Origin of the sequence: Stenotrophomonas sp. AS1, from assembly GCF_048957655.1 — a bacterium.
Taxonomy (GTDB): Bacteria; Pseudomonadota; Gammaproteobacteria; order Xanthomonadales; family Xanthomonadaceae; genus Stenotrophomonas; species Stenotrophomonas bentonitica_A.
On record NZ_JARVXM010000001.1, the window covers coordinates 42,090 to 62,229 of the forward strand.

At 60.3% G+C, this 20,140-nt stretch carries 12 protein-coding genes; 6 read left to right on the top strand and 6 right to left on the bottom strand.

Annotated features, from left to right (window positions below; all coding sequences use genetic code 11):
* The first annotated feature begins 38 nt into the window (after positions 1-38).
* On the top strand, positions 39-1,517 hold the full coding sequence (locus PV764_RS00180) for an aldehyde dehydrogenase family protein (RefSeq protein WP_200899474.1): 1,479 nt from the start codon (positions 39-41) through the stop codon (positions 1,515-1,517).
* A 1,100-nt stretch (positions 1,518-2,617) separates the two neighbouring features.
* On the opposite strand, the gene PV764_RS00185 is transcribed toward PV764_RS00180, so the two are convergent.
* The gene (locus PV764_RS00185; protein ID WP_152663669.1) at positions 2,618-2,797 is read right to left on the bottom strand and encodes a hypothetical protein; all 180 of its coding nucleotides are present in this window, start codon (positions 2,795-2,797) and stop codon (positions 2,618-2,620) included.
* A 234-nt stretch (positions 2,798-3,031) separates the two neighbouring features.
* On the opposite strand from PV764_RS00185, the gene PV764_RS00190 reads away from it, so the two are divergent.
* Positions 3,032-3,901: a hypothetical protein gene (locus PV764_RS00190; protein ID WP_152663670.1), complete on the top strand. Its 870-nt coding sequence runs from the start codon at positions 3,032-3,034 to the stop codon at positions 3,899-3,901.
* A gap of 331 nt (positions 3,902-4,232) precedes the next feature.
* Here PV764_RS00190 and PV764_RS00195 read toward each other — a convergent pair whose 3' ends face one another.
* Positions 4,233-4,568, bottom strand: a complete 336-nt coding sequence (locus tag PV764_RS00195) for a DUF3653 domain-containing protein (RefSeq protein ID WP_421115930.1) — start codon at positions 4,566-4,568, stop codon at positions 4,233-4,235.
* A 564-nt stretch (positions 4,569-5,132) separates the two neighbouring features.
* Between PV764_RS00195 and PV764_RS00200 the strand changes: the two genes are divergently transcribed.
* From PV764_RS00200 to PV764_RS00215, 4 genes are all read left to right on the top strand, one after another.
* Positions 5,133-6,959: a Mu transposase C-terminal domain-containing protein gene (locus tag PV764_RS00200; RefSeq protein WP_421115931.1), complete on the top strand. Its 1,827-nt coding sequence runs from the start codon at positions 5,133-5,135 to the stop codon at positions 6,957-6,959.
* On the top strand, positions 6,956-7,807 hold the full coding sequence (locus PV764_RS00205) for a TniB family NTP-binding protein (RefSeq protein ID WP_421115932.1): 852 nt from the start codon (positions 6,956-6,958) through the stop codon (positions 7,805-7,807). Before PV764_RS00200 ends, PV764_RS00205 begins: the two co-directional genes overlap by 4 nt.
* A gap of 1,249 nt (positions 7,808-9,056) precedes the next feature.
* Positions 9,057-9,776 (top strand): GNAT family N-acetyltransferase, encoded by a 720-nt coding sequence (locus PV764_RS00210; protein ID WP_284129275.1) that lies wholly within the window; start codon positions 9,057-9,059, stop codon positions 9,774-9,776.
* A gap of 354 nt (positions 9,777-10,130) precedes the next feature.
* Positions 10,131-10,859, top strand: a complete 729-nt coding sequence (locus tag PV764_RS00215; RefSeq protein ID WP_284129276.1) for a DUF4365 domain-containing protein — start codon at positions 10,131-10,133, stop codon at positions 10,857-10,859.
* Positions 10,860-10,991: 132 nt separating this feature from the next.
* Here PV764_RS00215 and dsr1 read toward each other — a convergent pair whose 3' ends face one another.
* From dsr1 to hsdR, 4 genes are read right to left on the bottom strand one after another with little or no spacing between them, the layout of a single operon-like run.
* Positions 10,992-14,774, bottom strand: a complete 3,783-nt coding sequence (gene dsr1, locus PV764_RS00220) for an anti-phage defense-associated sirtuin Dsr1 (RefSeq protein WP_421115933.1) — start codon at positions 14,772-14,774, stop codon at positions 10,992-10,994.
* Positions 14,775-15,920: a restriction endonuclease subunit S gene (locus tag PV764_RS00225; RefSeq protein WP_284129278.1), complete on the bottom strand. Its 1,146-nt coding sequence runs from the start codon at positions 15,918-15,920 to the stop codon at positions 14,775-14,777.
* A complete protein-coding gene (locus PV764_RS00230; protein WP_284129279.1) occupies positions 15,917-17,713 on the bottom strand; it encodes an N-6 DNA methylase in 1,797 nt (598 codons plus the stop codon). Before PV764_RS00230 ends, PV764_RS00225 begins: the two co-directional genes overlap by 4 nt.
* A gap of 14 nt (positions 17,714-17,727) precedes the next feature.
* A complete protein-coding gene (hsdR, locus tag PV764_RS00235; protein ID WP_421115936.1) occupies positions 17,728-20,118 on the bottom strand; it encodes an EcoAI/FtnUII family type I restriction enzme subunit R in 2,391 nt (796 codons plus the stop codon).
* Between the last annotated feature and the right edge of the window lie 22 nt (positions 20,119-20,140).

Sequence of the window (20,140 nt, forward strand, 5' to 3'; positions counted from 1 at the left end):
TCCACACTCTAACAATGAGATCCGGTGAACCTCCAGTGATGCATTCCGTTGAAGAATTCACAGCGGAGGAACTGCACGGCGGCGACCCTCTACGGATCTTCCCTCTACGTAAAGCCTCTCTTCCCATGACAAACAAGCAACTCACGACCATCAATCCGTTGACCGAAGAAGTGCTCGCCACCTATTCCTACATGTCAGACGGCGAAGCCGCCGCCACGGTGAAGGCAAGCCATGACGCATTTCTTCAGTGGCGTCTGCGCAGTCTGGATGAGCGAGCGAAAGTCATCGCGGACATCGCCAAGGCGCTTCGTGCGCGCAAGGAAGAGTTTGCGCAGCTCATGACCGACGAGGTCGGCAAGCTCATTGAAGACAGCCGTGCCGAAGTCGAGCTGTGCGCCAGCATCTGCGACTACACCGCCAAGCAAGGGCCCGTCGCCCTGGCCGATGAAGAGCGCGAGGTGGAGGGCGCCACCGGCATCGTGACTCACGCCCCGATCGGCGTGGTTTACGGCATTCAGCCGTGGAACTTCCCGGCCTATCAGGCCATCCGCTATTCCATCGCCAGCCTGATGGCGGGCAACGGGGTGTTGCTCAAGCATGCCGAGAGCTGCACCGGGAGTGGGCTGCTGCTGCGTGACATCTACGAAAGCGCCGGGCTGCCCAAGGGGCTGTTTGGGGTGCTGCTGATCACCCACGACCAGTCCAATGACATCGTGGAGAACGACCTGGTGCGCGCGGTGACGCTGACCGGGAGCGAGGCCGCAGGGCGCACCGTGGCCGCCAAGGCCGGCGCGGCACTCAAGAAGACGGTGCTCGAGCTGGGCTCGAATGACGCGTATCTGGTGCTGGACGACGCCGACCTGGACCTGGCGGTGAAGACCTGCGTCAAAGGGCGCCTGTTCAACAACGGGCAGACCTGCGTCAATGCCAAGCGCTTCATCGTGACAAAAAAGAATTACGAGGCGTTCGTCAGCGCCTACGCAACGGCGTTCGAAGCTATCCGCATGGGTGACCCGAATGCCGATAACACCCAACTCGGCCCCATGGTCTCCAAGGCGCAGCGCGACAAGCTGCACGAACAGGTGACCAAGAGCGTCTCCCAAGGGTCACGTCTGATAGTTGGCGGCGAAGTGCCGGACCGCACCGGCTGGTTCTACCCGGCCACGGTGCTGGCGGATGTGGCACCGGGGCAGGTGGCCTACGAGGATGAGCTGTTCGGCCCTGCAGCGGCCATCATCCGCGCCGAGGACGATGAGGATGCGATGCGCATCGCCAACGACAGCCGCTACGGCCTGGGCGGCGGCATCTTCAGCCGCGACGTGCAGCGCGCCCGGGAGCTGGCCAGCAAGTACTTCGACACCGGCATGATCTTCATCAACACCTTCGACGTGGCATCGCCAACGCTTCCGTTCGGCGGCGTGAAGGCATCCGGCTATGGCCGCGAGCATGGTCCGGAAGGTCTGAAGGAGTTCGTGAACGTCAAGTCGATAAAGATTGCGGCTACAGCGTCGGCTTGATTTCGACACCGGCACCGGGCTGCCGGACTCTGCGCCTGCTTGCGGTGGCCGAGCCGGGTAGGGCGTCGGGCGCAGGCTTGAAGCGGTAAGCTTCCCCCAGCTACAGGGGGAAGCTCATGCTCAAAAGGATTTCAGCAGGATTGCTGCTTTTTCCGCTGAGGCCCTTACTCTGTCGCCCGAGGCCCAACGCTCCGGGCGCCATGGACCGTCGGACAGCGTGATGAACCTGCCACCCTTGGGGTCCGAGGACTCCAAGCATTCGGGAACGGCATGTATCGGAAGTGAGTTGCGTCAGGCTCCGCTCCATACCTCATTGATAAGCGTGCGTTATCGGGGGTAGGGCGGGGGCCCCTTCTGGCCGGGAACGGACACGGTCCCTAATTTTGCTCCAGTACCTTTCTGGCCAACTGGCCGGCATGCGTGCCGGTATGACGGTCGCCACCACTCGGGTTGCGGGCATCCTCGGAGGTGTAGCCCAGATCGAGCGCTACTCCCCGCGCTTCCAACGCTGCCCGGCGGCCTTGGGCATTGGGCAGCAGATGGCCAGCCGCACCTGCGCATGGGGAAAGACGAGCAGACCAGCCAGAGGTAGCCAAAGCAGATGGGTGGAGTGAGACATGCGATGTGTTCCGGCCGGGAAGGCGCCAACCGCCGGCCAGACACGGTGATCCCTGGGCACGACGGCGGCGCGGCGCAGCATAGTGCGGCCACTCTTCTGGTCGCTTGAGGCGTTGACGATCTATCGGCAACAGACAGCTCCAGGGAAGAATTTTCAGGCGTCTCGATCCGGAACCGCGTTTGGCCGGGCAGCGGGCCATCAATCTCGCCACAGGCGCGCATCAGGGACTGCAGCCCGGCCAGGACCTGGGCATCCGGATCCTGGTCGAGCACCAGATCGTGAGGCCCAGGAGCGCAAGAAACTGTTCTTGCGGGTAGGCGAGACGGAGAGTCGGGCCAACACTCTGAGTGCATCTGAAGACACGCTGCGCGACCAAGTTCGCCAGATTAAAGGGTAGCTCGAGGACATGCGCAGCCAGCGCGACGGCGCCCATGCCCGCAACGAGCGCCTCGAAGACCAACTTGCTACAGTGCGTACGGATTCAGAACAACAAGCGCGACAACACGCGACCGAGCGTGGCGGGCTGCTCGCCCAACAGCAGCTGCAGGAAAGCATGGCCGCACAGTCCCGCGTGCAGCAGCATGAGATCGCCGATCTCCAGCAGGCACGACAGCTGGCAGAACAGGTCGCGGCCGCGGCCCAACGGGAGCTCTCTATCCAAGTTGCGCTCGTCAACACCTACACCACCACCCGATCAAGTGAGGGCCGCGCTGGCGACGGCCCCCAAGCCCGGGGCCCGCGCACAGGAAAGCAGGGGAGGGCGCACACGCCCGGTTCAAAATAGCCCCACGTCCACACGGAGTGGAGCAGGCCTAGCGCCGGGGCAAGGATAGAGTGCTGGGGCTAGGCGCCAGCAGCTAGAATCGTACTGCGCGCCCATTAGTTGGAGAATGATTTGAACGGAAATGCTCTGCATCTTGCCGACTTCAACAAGCAGTGCCTCTTCACAGGAAGTGTGCCCGTCAGATCGACGCGTGAGCACGTAGTCCCAAAGTGGTTCCTCAGCAAGCACGACCTTCATGGCAAGCGCCTTGAGATGGGGGCACCCCAAGCACTGGCGAACATCAGGAATTTCCAAGTACCGGCAGAATACGACGCCAATCAGCTATTCGGAACGATTGAGAAGCGGATTGAGCGCGGCCAAGCGGGAATTGATGAGATCCACCTGTGGCACAAAAAGATCTCCGCCGGCCTTGCGCTCTGCCACTGGACTCTATCGCTCAATGCATGGAATCCTCGCGCCCCAGCTCTTGTCGGCCCAGCCGCGCTTCGCGCGGTCGTTGTTGATTTTCAGAGCGACTTCGCAGAATTTAGGCGTACTGAAACATATGTGCGGAACGGCTCAACCATCGCTCTGAAGTCCCCCATTCCTGACGGGTGGTTCGCGCACGTCTTTGGCTCCGTGTCGGCAGCGTCATACATCGGGCAACTTGAACGACCTTTCGCGCTTGTTGCAACGTCTGTGGGCGGGTCACTTTACGTATCAATGCTCAATGATGCGGCGTGGGAGTTCGAGAAAACGTGGAACGCGAAGAACTGGGGCAGCATCCTGGCAACGTGCCACCAATTGCCACGTATGCAAGCCGCACTTGCCGGAATGCTGACGGAGGTAGTGGATGGATGGTCACGGGGCTGTGATGGGCGAGATCCATCCCAATCTGCATTTGAGACGATTGCGTATCAGCTCGGTATTGAATTTTTCAAAGGCGGAACCTGGGGCTTGCGTCGACCTCAATCTGCCCACCTTGCGGGTGATCGGGCCTAGGGCAATTCACTCCAACTGGCCTGCCAACTTGCCATGCACCCGCTGCATGCCAGGTAGTCCATTGCTCAGTCTGCAGGGCCTGTCCGTTTGCGTAACGGTGATCATCTTCTTGTGGTTGGGCTGGCTGTACCTTTCCAAGCCGCCTGCGGTTAAAGACACGAAAGTGGAGCAGGGGGCCGGTGCTTCGCCGGCGGCAAGTGCCCTGGCGCCCTTGGGCGCGGGCTTGCCGGAGGCGCGGCCCCTCACCCATGACGAGTACATCACCAAGCACACACCACGGATCGAGTTTCAGCCATGGTCCGCACCTGTGTTTGATGACCGCACCGTCCAGTCACAGCCCGAGCTTTACTGCATGGCATCTGGAACCACCGACAAAGACACTACCTGCACCTGCCTGACAGAGCAGGGCACAAAGGCCAAAGTTAGGCTGCCAGTCTGCGTCGCAATCGCTCGCGATGGCCCAGCCTACAACCCCTACAAACAGCCAGGACAAGTAGGCCCTGATAGGCCGCCATTCCCGGGCGATGTTGCAGGTCAGCGACCACCAGGTCATGTCGCACGGTTGAAGGCTGTGGCCTTCAGGGGTGAACATGTGGCCTCCCTGAAAGCCGAAACCGGCCCAAGGGCCGGTCATTTCGATGCGGTCGTGCGGGTCCATCGTGGTCATGCTGCGATCTCGTCCTTGCTGGGTTCCCGGGAAGGGAGGCAAGATGTGGGTTTCTTTAGATCGCGCCCAACACTAGGTGCTTGATTTAGTTGCGAAATGGCCGGGAGCGTTCGTCGCACACGCTCAGCCCGACTGTTAGAGACATGATTCAGAGAAAAAGCACAGTGCAGGGACACGATCCTGCAAACATCGTATGCGTCAGTAGCCTAAGTGGACCCCATCAGGTGGCCCAAGCCTAACTGCGGGCTGCTGCGCCCTATAGTCCATAGACTATAAAATACCTTTCAGATCAATGCGTTGCGATTGCGCGGCGTTTCTCTGCGTGCTAATTCTGACAGGCCGCGCTATGCGGAGACCTTTGATCGGCGGAGAAAACAGCTATGGCCTGACGCAAATGGATGCCTTCGGCTAGAACGACGAAAGGCCAGGGCGGCAACCCTGACCTCTCTGGACAACCGGATAATCCGCCGATTGGGGCTAGCCTTTCATGCCTCTCTACTTGTGTCAATAGTGGGGCGGGCATCTTTTGCCTCGGGTCCTGAGGGCCCAAGTATGAACTCTCCAATGAGAGCCGCGCGACCTGTTAAAGACCTGGTTGTGAAATCGGGTGAGTTGGTGATGTGCAGATCGAGACTGTGCCGCATCGTGAGTTGCACAGCGCCTGACAAAATTCACATCCAAATAGAAGGGACTTCAGAGTACCAATGGGTAGGCGTTGGCGATCTTTCCTCGTACAACCAGGAGGTCACTGAAAAGAAGATTCGGCACGTCGCCAGTACGGACGCTGCTCAGGAGGCAGTAGCTTTGCAATGGGCAAAAGCGCTCGGAGCAGCGCTGAGGGCGCACGGCGCTAGGTTGTCTAAGCGCACGTGCGATGAAATCGCCGGGAAATTCGATGTTTCGGCGAAGACTGTCAGACGTCGCTGGCGGCTGTACTGCTACAACCCGCTACCGGCATCTCAGTTGCCGAGCCTGCCTGGTCCATCGCCGAAGGCCAGGCTTCTGCCACCCCTCGTGGAGAGCTTGATCGCCGCCGCGATCGACGAGATCTATCTGGTCCGTGAGGCAAGCTCAGTTGCAGCTGTCGTTCGAAGGTGTGCACAGCTCTCGCGGGATGCGGGTGTAGCAGCCCCCAGCTACGCGGCGGTCAAGGCGCGTGTTCGTGCACGAGATCCAATGCAACTGGCTGTGAAACGCCTTGGGAGCCATGAAGCTCGTGCAAAGCAGGCTCCATCGATCCGAGGCTTGGACACGTCATCCCCCCTTGAGGTCGTCCAAATTGATCACGCAGTCGTCGACTTGATGGTGGTTAGTCCACTGACACGGCAGGTTATCGGGCGGCCGTGGATCACGCTCGCTATCGACGTCTTCACTCGTTGCGTTGTTGGCTACTACATGAGCTTTGATCCGCCCGACCAGACTTCAGTTGCGCTGACACTTGAGCACAGCTGCCTGCCGAAAGAGCGGTGGCTTGAATCCATTGGGCTAGATGGCAAACTCAAGTACTCAATCTTCGGAAAGATGGCTCGAATCGCGTGGGACAACGCGAAGACATTCAAAACAAAGGCGCTGCTCGCGCAATGCGAGCGCTACGGAATTGAGGTCCGTCCCAGACCAGTCCGCAGGCCTCACTACGGCGCCTATATCGAACGCTACATCGGCACGATGATGGGCGCGGTGCATCTCCTGCCTGGGACAACTTTCTCCAACTCAAAGCAGCGAGGTGACTATCCATCGGAGAAGAAGGCGGTACTGACCATCGCGGAACTTGAGCAGTGGCTCGCGCTCCAGATCGCGGGCGTATATCACAACTCTCCGCACAGTGGGCTGGGCGGAAGGACTCCATTGCAGGTGTGGGATCAGTCGTGGTCTAGCGAGCAAGGCTCCACCCGCTTTCCCCCTATGATCGGCAACCCTCGCGACTTCACACTAGGCTTCCTGCCGGCCGCCAATAGAAGAATAGGTCGGGCAGGAATTCAGCTGCACTCGCTTCACTACTGGGATCCCGCCCTTTCACCATTCATCAATGATGGTATTGAACATCGAGTGCACTATAGCCAGCGCGACCTCAGCAAGGTGTTCTTGTATGCAGCTGGCGACTACATCGATGTGCCACTACTAGATCGTTCTAGGAACCCATTTTCGCTCTGCGAACTTCGCGACATCCGAGCTCATATGAAGGAGCAAGGCAGGAAAGCTGCTTCGGAGAGCGAACTGTTTGATGCACTTGAGCGTCAAAGGGAAATCCTGCATCAAGCCGCGACCAGCTCAAAGAAAGCTCGCCGTAAGTTGGCCAGGTTGCCGCCGGTAGTACCCAAGGCGGTCAGAGAAGAAGTCGATTATGCAGAGCCCGCTCTACCAATCCCCTCCAGTGAGGGCCTGGTGGAATGAACCTGCCTGAAGATATCGGTCGCACCCATCCTCATCTAGAGGGCGATCTTCCGTTCGTGCTGAGTTCCCACTCAGTAAGGATTTTGAAGGCTTTGAGCCAGCTTCGCGTGGGCGAGTACCGACGCAGCCGGCCTGTGTGCCTTCACATTGCAGCAGCTGCCGGCAGCGGAAAGAGTCGGCTCCTCAACCACTACATGTCCCAAGTCTCTGCCGTTCGGGAAGCGACGGGGTCGCGTTACAGAGAGGCGATCTTGATCGAGGCACCTTATGACGGCAACTGCATGAAGATGTGCCGGTCCATCATCAATGCGTGTTTGCCCGGGTTTCCCATCCGCAAAACCCAGAACATACACGAGCAGGTCGCTGACGTGTTGCAGGCATCGGGGGTAAAACAGCTTCTGATTGATGAGGCTGGACATATTCTCAACGCTGGGAAATCTGGCCAGCAATACACTCTTGCACTCATCAAATCCATCTGCAATCTGGGCATCACGGTATGCATCGCAACAACAAGGAACATGGTCAATGCGCTGGCTGCAGACGAGCAACTGGCATCTCGGTTCAAAAGGGTTGAGCTTCCCGTTTGGTCAGAATCCAACGAGTTCCGTCAGTTCCTGGCCGGCATTGAAGTCGAGCTGAAGCTTCCTGAGCGTTCCCACCTGGACAGCAAGACCATGATTCGCTGGCTGGCGGCCCATGACTGCTGCGTTACCTTCAGATTGTTAGAGGTTGTCCTCGGCGCAGCCCGTCTTGCCAATTCGCGCGGAGAAGGGCGCATCTCAGTCGAGTTGCTCGACGAATTCTGGAAATCCGGGTTCGGTGTCGAGGAGAGATTCCATGAGGATTGAGGATCTTCCCGCAGCCGCAGAGCCCTGCATGGGCGAGAGTGTGTACTCGTGGTTAGACGCTACCAGGCTACAGCTTGGTCTTGAGGAAGCTGAGTGGAGGCAATGGTGTGAGTTCGAAGCAAAAGAGCCAGAACGCCGAATCGGTGGCGCTGAATGGGGCCGACTTCCGCCTGAGCTGGGGCGAATTGAGCGCGTCCCAGCCTCATGGCGTATTGCAGCTGAGTGGAGGTCGGTAGGGTGCGCTATGTGTACTGCGCCGACCCAAAGCGGTACTCGGCATCCGGTTCTAGTTGATTGGTTGGATGCCAGAGCTATCGAGTGCTCCCGACACCGGCTGTTGCTCAGCTACGCGCCCTGCCGGGATGCAATGCCCCTCGATGCCAACGAAGAGCTGGTGTCCCTCTGGCAGTGGCTCGAGGAGTGGCGTCATGGCCGGGTGAACGGGCAAGATGCTAGGCTTCGGAGAGACCTCGTTCTAGCGTCCGCTCGCAACTGGGGACCCGGCTCTGGTGGGATTGCAAGCGCCGAGCTGGCTTGGTCAATCGAAGGGGCCGGGTGGGCACTCCCTAAACCGCACAGAACATACCAGCCGCTAGGCCCAGCAAGGGTGGGGCGCCTTGCACCCAATGACAGGGCGGCAGCATTATTGGGTGCGTACAGGGCGTGGACGGCACTTGCCGCCGCTTCAGCCCAAAACCTGCCCAAGTGGCCGCTCGCCGCTTGGGAGTGGCTCGCGCGGCGGTGGCGTCACGGCGACCGACGCTTAGAGGCAATGCTCGTGGGAATCGTGATCGCGAGCCGGGGCGGGTCGCGGCGTTGAACGGGATGGGCCGACAGAGACTTGCCTGAATAGGCCAGTGGTGCGTGCAATCTCTAACGCCTTGACCATCATAAGATCCATCCTTGAGCGCACAGTTGCGAGGCGCTATGAGTGCTGCCCTGGACGCCGGCGCCGTTAGAGATTGCACGCGCCCGCCCCTGGGACGACCTTGTCGCCCGCGAGCTGGGCGATCCATGAAGTGCCCCCTATGGCGGGAACTGGTGGATAGGTCGGTTCCGGACAAGAGAACTGCCCAAACTAGGAAGCTGCTTCCATTGATGTTGTTCCGCCTCGTCGACAAAAGTCCTAGTGCTTGACGATTAGGGTGCGTTATCAGGGGTAGGGTAGATGTCCGGTCCTGGCCGGAAGCAGACAGCTGCGAGCCCCGCCTCTAGAATCGGCGTTGCCAGGCTAGGTTTGGGGGAAACAATGCAGCAGTGGAATTCCGCAGTCGACTCCTACTGGCATGGACTCTTCGACTCCGGTATCTGTGTGCCGACTGCAGATGAGTTCAGCCTGGTGATCAACCCGCACCTTGGCACTGCGCGGCGAGCAATGGTCATGGTGGCTAACAATGGGTGCACGCGTTCCGCAGTGTCTCCATGCGTGGCCTCTGCGCTGGGAATCGCGTCGGACGGTATTCCGGTCTCAGTATCATGGCTGCGCCAGGCACTTCACGCCGCAGGCGTTGAGATGCATGCGCCCGATGTCATCTATTACGTGGCAGCCGCCGGAGTCTCCGCAACGCGGAGCACCACCTTGGTAGAGGTACGCCCGTTGGCGCCTGACGATGCAGCACTGTTCGATGGATTCATGGCACAGATATCACCAGCCGACCAGGACGATGCGTCCGTGGAGCTCGGGCACTGGGCGGCCTTTGGCGCGTTCGTGGAATCGGAGCTGTTGGCTGTCTCCAGTCTCTACCCATGGGGTGGCGCGGCCATTGCCGATATGGGAGTGCTGACCATGCCACGAGCGCGCGGTAAGGGCATCGCCAGGTCTTTGATACTCGCGATGATTGAATACGCCGGCAAGCACGGGTATGAGGCTCAGTATCGCTGTCAGTTAGACAATGTGGCGTCGAATGGGCTTGCAAAATCTCTCGAGTTGGCGCCGTACGGAAAGTGGGAGGTCGCTTGCCTGCCTTAGAATCGCAGGGGTCTTGAAAGGAGGTCAAGGTAGCGATGTACGGCGAGGTCTGCGCTGCGGCATATGTCTGCTTCTGGCCGGAAGCGGACATCGGCGGGGCAGGGGATTAGGAATGTTTATCGGGGGCAGGGGAGGGCACGTGCCGTCCCGTCGCGCGCATCTGAACCTCTACCGGAGCGGAGAGCTTGCAGTAGTGGCAGATCTCTCTCCTGGCTGGTTCGCTGGCTTGTACGCCGTGCCCGATAGCCCTAAGATCTAGCTGTATTAAGGGGATGGCCCACCATGCGGTGAGCTATGGATGAATCGAATAACCGGACCCAAGCATCCGGCTATCAGGTAGTCAGGTCTACTCACATGGCAAAGCAGTACCCAAAGAGGTCAATCAGTGGCGACGCTGGCGAGCATTTCGCGGCGTACAAGTTTACACAAACCCTAAAGTGGCCTTGTCGACTTCAAAGTGTCGATTTAGGCATCGACGCAGAATTGGAGATTTGTGACCAGCAATTCTCCGCGACAGGAAACGTGGTCAAACTTCAAATAAAGTCCTTTCAAGAGTTGTCAGGATCACAGCGTCACGATGTCTACGTTGATGACTCAGATATCGACTATTGGCAGCGATTCTCAGTCCCAACCATAATCGTCTGCGTCGACCTTAAGAACGAGAAAGTGTACTGGAAGCCGATCAGCGCGACAGAAGCCTACGCGACAGGTGGGGCATCTAGAAAAATCACATTCAATTTGTCTGAGGATGAATTGAAACCTGAAGCAACGAGCAAGATTTCCTCTTTAGCATCACCAGATCACTTCAAAGATATTTTAGATTTGATCACTGAGGCAGAGTCCATCTACAAAAGACAAGTTGCTTCGGATGTGTTCGCCATTTCTGGCGATGAATTGGATGAAATACACAAAGTTAACGACACCTTTGAATCCATTGTTTCAAGAATAGAGGAAATTCGTCGCCATTACCCTTGGCGCATCAGCGAATTCTCTTCAAAAAAAATAGAGCGAATGAAAAGTGAGATGTACCGTTACTGGAACTATGCTGAGGTGAGTTGGAGAAATGGCGTCAATGGCATGTAGGTCTAGCGATTGGTCAAGCCGGACTCGTTATGCAAGTCGGCGCAATCCAGAGTTGAACACCCGCTACTGGCGGTAGCGGCGGCCGGAGGGGCGGTGGATTAGGAAGATTTATCGTGGCTACGAGCTCAGATCTTATCTGCGCCCGCTCTGTCTTAAGTACACGACTAGCTGTTGAAAACGTGGATCCGTATCGAGGTCAGGCGCGACCGAGCTTATCTCCTCGAGGCAGTCACCGAGGTCACTGGACGGCCATTGGGTTTGATCCCCTATCACCAGACTCAGGAAGTCCAGTGCATGTTCGGGGAACCTGCCGCAGAGGCCTGCCTCTTGTAGCCGATGCACCAGGTAGTCCGGGTGAGCCGCTGGTAGCAACCAGCCGCGGAGCAGCGTCAAAGCCTCGGGGAACGCATCTTGTGCTGCCACACAAAGGCGGGCCAGGCTTTCGGCGATGGCGGGTGAAACGTTGTCTCGCGTCTTGGGCCAGATGGCATGCAGATACGGGGCAACCCGGTTAGTCCAATAGTCGGCACGTTGCTCACCCGCACCCTCCAGGGCTCTGACCAATGCCTGTGCAGCATCGTGCAAACCATCCGGTGGCAGTGCGCGAGTGGCGGCTGCCAGCTCGGTAGTGGTGAAGGTGTCACTCGCGTCAAGAGCGGCGAATGTCAGTAACGATGCGTATTGTCCATCGTGCTTGCCCAATGCCGCGTAGTGGCGCGGGGTGTCTAGGAAGGCCGGCTTGAGCTTTTCCATCAGCGGGCGGTACAGGCGCGGTGACCACAGGAATCCTTCCCACGCTGCACGTGCTTCGGCTTCCGAGCGCTGCCAGTCGAAAAGCGGCAACAGGTATTGTGTCGCCCAATCACCATCGACGCGGAACAAGGCTATGACATGGGCCGCCAGCAACACACGGCCATGCTGATACTTGTCGATCTGGGTATCGCAAAGCTCGGTGAGCATGCTCTTGATCTCTTCCGGCAAGCCTTGCCCATCCTCCAGCGACCGTCGATACCACCAGCGTAGCAGTGCCTCGGTGACGTGCCCCACGGGATGATTGATGGCTCGCCCGACGGGATCATCGGTATCACTGCCACCCTGATGATCCTGCGCCAGGATACGACGAGCGAAAGCGAAGAAGAGTGCTTCGTGACCTTCGAAGGTCTTGGCAATGGCCTGTAGCCACCAGCTGACACCATGGGCGAGCGTCTGCAGTACCTCGTCAGGTGCGGTGGCCAGGATCGGCGCCATGTAACGCCAGGAGCGCTTCAGGAGTTTTTCCTCAGACCAGGCCTGCAGGGCCTCTCGCCAGCGCTCTGTAGGCCACACACCTTCTCTGGCCAGGGCGCATAAGGCACAAGCGGTCGTGGCAAAGTTGTCGCGACAGCGCTGCCGCCAGTCATCCTCTTGCCAAGGATCTGGGCTGGGCTGCTGCCTCAACCACTCGATGAGTTCACGGCGACTACGCGGTGCGGCGACGAACTTGCTCCACTCGTCGACATCGCCCATCCAGAAAGGAAATTCGTCGCGCTGATCTGCAGCGATTCGCCACTCAGGATACTGAGCTGAAAGTCTGTCCAGTCTGTCTCTGGCGACGCTGCCCAATATCGTGCCGACGTCGGCGATCTTTGCCAGCCGGAGCCATATTTTGTGGTCCACGATATGGATCCAGCGCTCCAGCTCGATGTCCTCCTTGAACATGCCGCGCGGAGGACCGCCGAGCACGGCCTGTTCCAGTTCGTGCAGCATCATCTCATCGAGGTGCGGCGCCAGTGCGACCAGCAGTCGCATGGCCTCCCGTTCGGTTTCCACCGACCACAGCCACCAGTTATCGTCTGACAGTAGCCAGTCGAGTGCCTTGCGATGGGGGATTACATTGTCCTGTGCCGCGGCAAAGAAGGCGAGGCGTCGGAACAGCGGATAGGGCGTGTGCCACCAAGACTCCGCCACGAGGACAGCCCGCGCCGGTGATTGTGCAACTGTGGCGAGCCACGCATCTCGGGTCAGGTCGATCAATGCGGTCCAGTCGCGGAAGTCCCGGTTCTGTGGATGTTCACTGATCGAGGGTTGATGCAGGTAGGAAAGGTCGCTCCTGTCCTCACCGCTACCGAGCTCGCGCATCAGATCAAGCGCGTCGCGCAACAGGGCGCTTACATCGGACAGCAACTCCGGCAATGCGGCATCCCAGCGCTCATCCCTTGGGAGATCCCGCAGGCTGGAATGGACGTGACCAGCCGACAGCACGATCTCCCATTCCACCAGCTCCTTGACGCGCTCCGGCTCGCGACTTTGGCCGTCCTCTGCGGGCCCTTGGAACGGTTCGCGCAACTGTACGCGCGGTGTCAACATCTCGCGCAGTTCCAGGCGCAGGGTTGCGGTGAGCCCATCGCGCTTGAAGCGGTTGCGCCAGCTATATAGGTCGAAGTCGCGCAGCCACGATTTCACGCGCCCGGTCAGCAGCAGCCGCCATAGGATGCGCATCAATGGTCCGGGGATCGCGCTGGGTGCGCCTTCACGAATGCGCGCCAACTCGGCGGTATTTCCCTCGCGTTCAAGTTTGGCCAGCTCGTCCAGACGCTGTCCGATCCACGAGACCAGATCGCCATGCAGCTGGCCGCCGTGCTTGACCAGCCATAGCAACAGTGCCGGGTCGTCGAGATGGCGAATCAGCCAGCGCGCCAGTTGTCGCATCACCTCGTCTAAGTGGCAGCCACGCGTGCCGGCATCGGCTAAACACATCAAAGGAGCCAGAGGATAAGGCGAGGGTCGGCGGGTCAGGCTGAAGGTGAGCTTGTCATCCACGGTTGTTCTGGGCGGGACACCGAAGCGGCCTAGGTCGGCATGCCGGTAGCGTTCCTCGCTCAGTGGCACTAGCCAATCCAGCGAAGGCACCGGGTCCAGATCGGCAAAGCGTCTGGCGGGCAAGCCGCCAGCATCGCTCAGTGCCCACAGCAGGCGGCCGACGAAGTCGTCCTGTCGGGTGCTCGCCAAGGGGCGAGCCATGGCGCATTCGACCACGATGCGCTCCTTGCCGTGCACGCCATCGCGGTAGGTCTCAGCCCAAGCCCGCAGGGTCTTGTGCAGGTAGGCGTGGCGGTTATGCTCGCGGTAGAGGATGGGGGTGACGTTCTTGGCCCGCCACTCGTTGGCCCGTTGCTCTTCCTTGCCTTTGGAAAAACTGCCGAAGGCGAACATCTCCGGCGGCGACTCACCCAGCAGACGGTCGGCTGCCAAGGCATCCATCATGTAGCGCAATACTGGGTCGTTGATGCTGTAGCCGACGAAGCAAACGGTGTAGTTGCGGAACAACTCGCTGACGAAACGCGCTGCCCAGCGCTCGGTGAGGTAGGCCAGGCCGAAATCGCCGCTGGAGACGACCAAGCGATCCAGCTCACTCGCGGTCGATGTGGCGCCAAGTAGTCCATGTAGATACACCAGGCCATCCCAGCGGTTCTTCGGCACCGGCAGGAGTGGTGCTTGAAACCGCTGGATTGGCAGGGACTTCGCCGCAATCACCTCCTCGAACAGACGATCGAAATTGGTGGTAATGAGGCGTGTATGGCCATTGCGACACTTGGCCAGCGTCAGCAATGCATCATGTGTGGCGATCGCGTTTGGGGCGCTGAGATCGGGTGTCAGGATGCCGGCCAACGCCCGGCGCACCGTCTCGCGGCCGCCGACGATGTCCGCTTCCAGCAGGCCGATGGCGGTATCGAACTGCCCGGCCTTGATCACGGCCTGCTGCACCGCGTTGGGTGTGGTGGCCAAGGTTACATATACCTTCGCCACCAGCCCGGAGAAACCCGGCAGGCGGGCCGGGTAAGAGATGCCCGCGCCGCAGAAAAACACCACGCGCCCGTCCTCGTGCGCCTGCAGCAGGCGCTCGGGGATATCGGGGCCGTGGCGGACGAACTGCATTCAGTGAGCCCCGGAGAAAACGCGTTCCAGCGTCGCCGGGATCAGCGCGTCATTGGCCTGACGGATGGTGGCGTGGCGGGATCTCAAGAGGGATTGCCGATCGAGGATTTCAACAACCTTGCGCTGCTTATCCTCCGGTGGCATCGGTAGTTCGACATTCAGGAATTGCTCTGGTCGGGTCCGTTCGCGACGAGCGCCAACTCCGCGCGTGGCGTCTTGAAGGAGGCTCCAGAACCAAGGCGTCCGGGCCAGTTCTCCGATATATGCGGGCGTGGCTTCACCTGGAACGCAACGAAAAGTGCGGTACTCGGGTGACACATACATTCCCGCAAGCTCGGGGGCGCAAAGTGCAAGTGCACCTTCCCATCCTTTCACCTGGCTCAATACCAGCGCATCTACGTAGAGGCGATTGAAGGCTCTGTAGGAGGTTTCTGTGCCTGCCACTGCGGCCTTCGGAAACAGGCCGCCACCGAAACCACGCACGCCGACTTGCGGATACTCGCTGTCAGCTCGAACAGGCACGGGCTCTTCGTGCAACTCGACAACGTCACCGAGCCGCCTCACTCGATCACCTGACAGCCTGTAGTGCAGGCTGAGAAACAGCGCTGCGGATTTTTGTTCGATGGCGTTGAGCCGCTCGTTTACCTGCCGCACCTTATCGGCCAGCGTGTCGAGTCGGCTGACAATGGCTTGTTGTTCGGAAAGCGGCGGCAGCACGATTTGCTGTGCGAGAAATCGATCCTCCTTGATGCGAACGCGGTTGGTTGTGCCTTCGCTGGCCGCCTTGCACAGATCGACGAAGTGACGTGAGCGCACCATCCATCCCATGAATGCCGGAGCGAGTTGTCTGCTGTTGGAAAACTCGAAGGAAGGAAAGTCGTTGCTGACGATCGCACCATCAAGCTCTTGCGGAACCAGCCCGATTGCGCCGTTGCGGGCGTCGATCTTGGAGAGGATCAGCTGGTTGGCACGCACTACACGTCGCGGAGTAGTGACATCAGCACCGCGAACTTTGCCACGGCTGATAACGCCTTTTCCCCAAAGACGGATGGTGACTTCGTCGTACTCGACGTCCGGCACGCACACGGCAGGCTCGCTGGAACGACAGAGCACATCGCCCAGTGCGATCTTCGGCCACTGGCTCATCCCTGCACCTCGACTACCAGAGCCTCGATCTCCACGAGCAGGCGCAGCACATCTTCCTCACCCGCGCGCATGGCGGCCACCAGGTCCTTCGGATCGGCGTGCTCTAGCCCTTCGGCGGCATGCGGGTTCTTCAGGTCCAAGTTGTAGATCGGCCAGTAGAGCGCATCGCCCTCGGCCTGCGCTGCTTTGGCGGCGGCCTCATGCGTCTGCTGCTGCGCCTTCAGCTCGCGCAGCTGCGCTTGCAGCGCGGCCTTGTCGCCATTGGCGGCATAGCCGATGGCCTGATCCAGTTCGCGGATTGGCTTGCCCAGGGCGAGGGCGCTGGCGCGCTCGGTTTCGGCTCGTTGCCAGTGTGGTGTGGCGGCGTCGATGGCGGCAGCGCGTTTGGCGGCGAAGTCCACGCGCCAGGCCTGCGGGCCTTCCTCGCGGGCGTTCCACCAGTCGAGCACGGACTGAAAGGCCTCGAAGGGTAGCGGTGCGGTCTTGCTGTACTTCTTGCGGCCCTCGGGCTGCGGCAGTTCGTAGTACCAAATGGTGTCGGTCGGGCAGCCGCGCTGGAAGAACAGCAGGTTGGCCGGGATGTCGGTGTAGGGCGCGAACACGCCTTGCGGCAGGCGCACGATGGTGTGGAGATTGAACTCCTTGAGCATCTCCTCCTTGATGACGGCGCACACGCCATCGCCAAACAGCGTGCCGTTGGGCACCACCACGGCGGCGCGGCCTCCCTGCTCTGCGCCATGCCCGGCATAGCGCAGCTTGCGCATGATGTACTGCAGGAATAGCAGTGCGGTTTCGGCCGTCTGCATGTTGGCCGGGAAGTTGGCTTTGATGCCGGCTTCTTCCTCGCCGCCGAAGGGCGGGTTGGTGAGGATTACGTCCACCCGCTCGCTGTGGCCGATCTCGGTGATGCGCCGCTCCAGTGTGTTGCCGTAGGCGATCTGCGGCGCTTCCAGCCCGTGCAGCAGCAGGTTCATCTGCGCCAGCATGTAGGGCAGCGGCTTGGCCTCCTGCCCGAACAGCGTGTCGCGCTGAAGGGTGCGGCGCTGGTCCGGATTGGTCACCTGCTGATTGAGGTGGTTGTAGGCCTCCACCAGAAATCCGCCGGTGCCGCAGGCAGGGTCCAGCATGGACTCGCCAAGGCGCGGGTCGGTGACCTGCACCATGAAACGCACCACCGGGCGCGGGGTGTAGAACTCGCCCGAGTCGCCGGCAGCGTCGCGCATCTCGCGCAGCATGGATTCGTACAGGTGCGAGAGGGTATGGATCTCCTCGCTGCTGCTGAAGTGAATGCCGTTGACCTTGTTGATGATGTCGCGCAGCAGGTAGCCGCTGACCATGCGGTTCTGTACGCCACGAAACACGTTGGCGATGACCTCGCGCTGGCTGCCTTTCTCGCCGCTGCCAGCCAGGCCGCGCAGATAGGCAAACAGACCCGCGCCGCGCGAGCCGTCGGCACGGTGGCATTCGTCCTGGTTGATGAAGGCCAGCAGTTCATCGCCGGTCAAGCCATCCTCACGCGCGGCCCAGTCGCGCCAGCGGTAGGAGGATTCGATGATGGGGTGATAGGGCTTGCCGTCGAGCTCCGCTTCTTCCTCATGCACGACTTCGAGGTCGTCGAGGAACTTGAGGAACATCACCCAGGTAAGCAGCGGCAGGCGGTCAACGTCGCCATTGAGGCCCTTGTCCTTGCGCAGGATCTTGCGGGCGCTGCCGATCAGCGCCGACAAGTTGTCGCGCGTGGTCAGCGGTGCCTTGGCACGTTTGGTTCTGGTCTTCTTTTCGGTTGCGGCCATTCAGGAACTTCTCGTCATTGGTAAAGAGCCGTCTGCAGGCGCGAGACGGCTTCCTTGAAAGGTTTGATGCCTCCGAAATGCCGGGTTGCGATTTCGGACGGGCTGCCGAAGCGGTCGAAGGGTTGCACCTTCATCAGCACGGAAAGGGCGTTGAACTGGACGATGCCGCGTTCGATGTACTTGTCGAGCAGCAGCGTGAGGATTTCGCGGGCCGAATCGCCGTACTGCTCGAACAGATCCTGCGCTGCCTTTCTGGCCTGTTCCGCGCGTTGGTGGCGGGTGAGCAGCGGCGCGTTCCAGGCCAGATGACACAGCAGATCGAAGGCGTCGGCGTCCGGCTGATCGGCGCTAGCCGCCAGCTCCTCGAAGCTGATGCCGCGCTCGGTCAGCTCACGCAGCACGTCAGCGCGGGTGTCGGGGTTGGCCCAGGCGGATTGCAGCGCATCGCGAGTCGGGTACAGAGTCCGAACGGTGCGGCCCGAGTATTCGGTGTACTTGACCACTTGTAGTTTTTTGCCGTCGGTGTCGAGGTCGTAGACCAGATGGCCGATCACCTCGATGTCGCCACCGTCGACGTAGAATTTGCGCGGTTCCTCCGGCGGTTCGGTGAGGATCTCGCCTTGGCCTGCGTCGGCGTCTACGGTGTAGTCGGCCTGCGGCTCTTCGACGCTGGGGGGCGTTTCGATGACTGATTCAATGGTCTCGCCAGCCTCATCGATGGTCACTTCCTCGATGCGTGCGGGATCGCCATCGAAATCCGGATCGGCAAAGTGCCGGGTGGCGGTGCCGGTGAAGTCGATGATGTTGAAGTATTCCTTGCCGTAGTCGACCTTCAGTCGGGTACCGCGCCCGATGATCTGCTTGAACTCGGAGCGGGAGCCGACCACGCGCGCCAGCACCACGTTCTTGACCATCTCGGCGTCAACGCCGGTAGTCAGCAATTGCGAGGTGGTCAGGATCACCGGCGTGGGTTTGTCCACGTCCTGAAAGTGCGCGAGGTGGGTAAGGCCAATGGTGCCTTCGTCGGCGGTGACGCGGCAGACGTAGTCGGAGTATTGCTTGACCAGATCGCTGTTGAGGTTGATCAGCTCTTGGCGCATTTCGGCTGCGTGCTCTTGGTCGACGCAGAACACGATGGTTTTGGCGAAGCGGTCGGTGCCCTTGAGGAAGTCGGCAAGATGCTTAGCGATGGCCTTGGTGCGTGCACGCAGCGCGATGACGCGCTCGAAATCCTTGGTCTGGTATTCGTCGTCCGGCACTGGGCGGCCGAAACGGTCGAGCTCGTCCTTGGACGGACGCCAGCCAGCGGCATCCACCGTGGTGATCACGCGATGCACGCGATAGGGCGCGAGGAAGCCATCCTCGATGCCCTGGCGCAGGCTGTAGGTGTAGACCGGGTTGCCGAAGTATTCGTAGCTGTCGCGCGATTCCTCGCGCAGCGGCGTGGCCGTCATGCCGAACTGTACGGCAGGCGCGAAGTAATCGAGTACCGCACGCCAGTTGCTGTCGTTGCGGCTGGAGCCGCGATGGCATTCGTCGATGATGATCAGATCGAAGAAGTCCGGCCGGTACTGGCGGAATACGTCTTCATTGGCGGTGGACAGCGCCTGATAGATGCCGAAGTACATGTCCCGGCTCTGGCTCACATCGCCCCCGGCGATCTTGTGGCGGGCATCGCCAAACGGCGCGAACATCTTGGCCATCGGGTCATCGACCAAGATGTTGCGATCGGCCAGGAACAGGATCTTCCGGCGCCGGTACTCGCCGGTGCGGTTCCAGCGGCTGCTCCACAACTTCCAGCACAGCTGAAACCCCACGCAGGTCTTGCCGGTGCCGGTGGCCAGCGTGGCGAGCACGCGCTTCTGACCAAGCAGGATGGCCTCGATCACGCGGTTGATCGCGATCTGCTGGTAGTAGCGCGGCACCTTGCCCGAAACCAGGTTGAAGGGTTCGAGCAGGTGGGGTGTGGCCGGATCGGGTAGATCGGTAGCAGCGGTCAGTCGCTGCCAGAGTTCGGCGGGCGTGGCGAAGCGCTCCACCTCACGCTCGGTGCCGGTGGTGTAGTCGATCTCGATGATACGATGGCCGTTGGTGGCATAAGCGAACTTCAGGCCGAGAATCTCGGCGTACTCTTTAGCCTGCTGCACCCCGGTTTCCGCCGGTAGCCCCAGTTCTTTCGCTTCCACGACGGCCAACGGATAGTCGCGCCGGTAGTACAGCAGGTAGTCGGCGCGCTTCTGCTTGCCACGGCGCACGCGACCACCGGTGACCATGATGCGGCCATTGGTGAAGGTGCGCTGCTCGCCGATCACGTGCGGCGCATTGCCCCATTCAGCCTCGACGAGCTTGGGTGTGACCAGTTCCCGGCAGGTGTCAGCCTCGCTCACGATTTCGCCAATTGTCATCAGTGCCCCCGTAGTACCCATG

Coding starts and splice junctions, on each gene's coding strand:
- PV764_RS00205 (WP_421115932.1), top strand. CDS start 6,956: ATGAACCTGCCTGAAGATATCGGTCGCACCCATCCTCATCTAGAGGGC.
- PV764_RS00195 (WP_421115930.1), bottom strand. CDS start 4,568: ATGACCACGATGGACCCGCACGACCGCATCGAAATGACCGGCCCTTGG.
- PV764_RS00225 (WP_284129278.1), bottom strand. CDS start 15,920: ATGAGCCAGTGGCCGAAGATCGCACTGGGCGATGTGCTCTGTCGTTCC.
- PV764_RS00200 (WP_421115931.1), top strand. CDS start 5,133: ATGAGAGCCGCGCGACCTGTTAAAGACCTGGTTGTGAAATCGGGTGAG.
- PV764_RS00230 (WP_284129279.1), bottom strand. CDS start 17,713: ATGGCCGCAACCGAAAAGAAGACCAGAACCAAACGTGCCAAGGCACCG.
- PV764_RS00210 (WP_284129275.1), top strand. CDS start 9,057: ATGCAGCAGTGGAATTCCGCAGTCGACTCCTACTGGCATGGACTCTTC.
- dsr1 (WP_421115933.1), bottom strand. CDS start 14,774: ATGCAGTTCGTCCGCCACGGCCCCGATATCCCCGAGCGCCTGCTGCAG.
- PV764_RS00215 (WP_284129276.1), top strand. CDS start 10,131: ATGGCAAAGCAGTACCCAAAGAGGTCAATCAGTGGCGACGCTGGCGAG.
- hsdR (WP_421115936.1), bottom strand. CDS start 20,118: ATGACAATTGGCGAAATCGTGAGCGAGGCTGACACCTGCCGGGAACTG.
- PV764_RS00180 (WP_200899474.1), top strand. CDS start 39: ATGCATTCCGTTGAAGAATTCACAGCGGAGGAACTGCACGGCGGCGAC.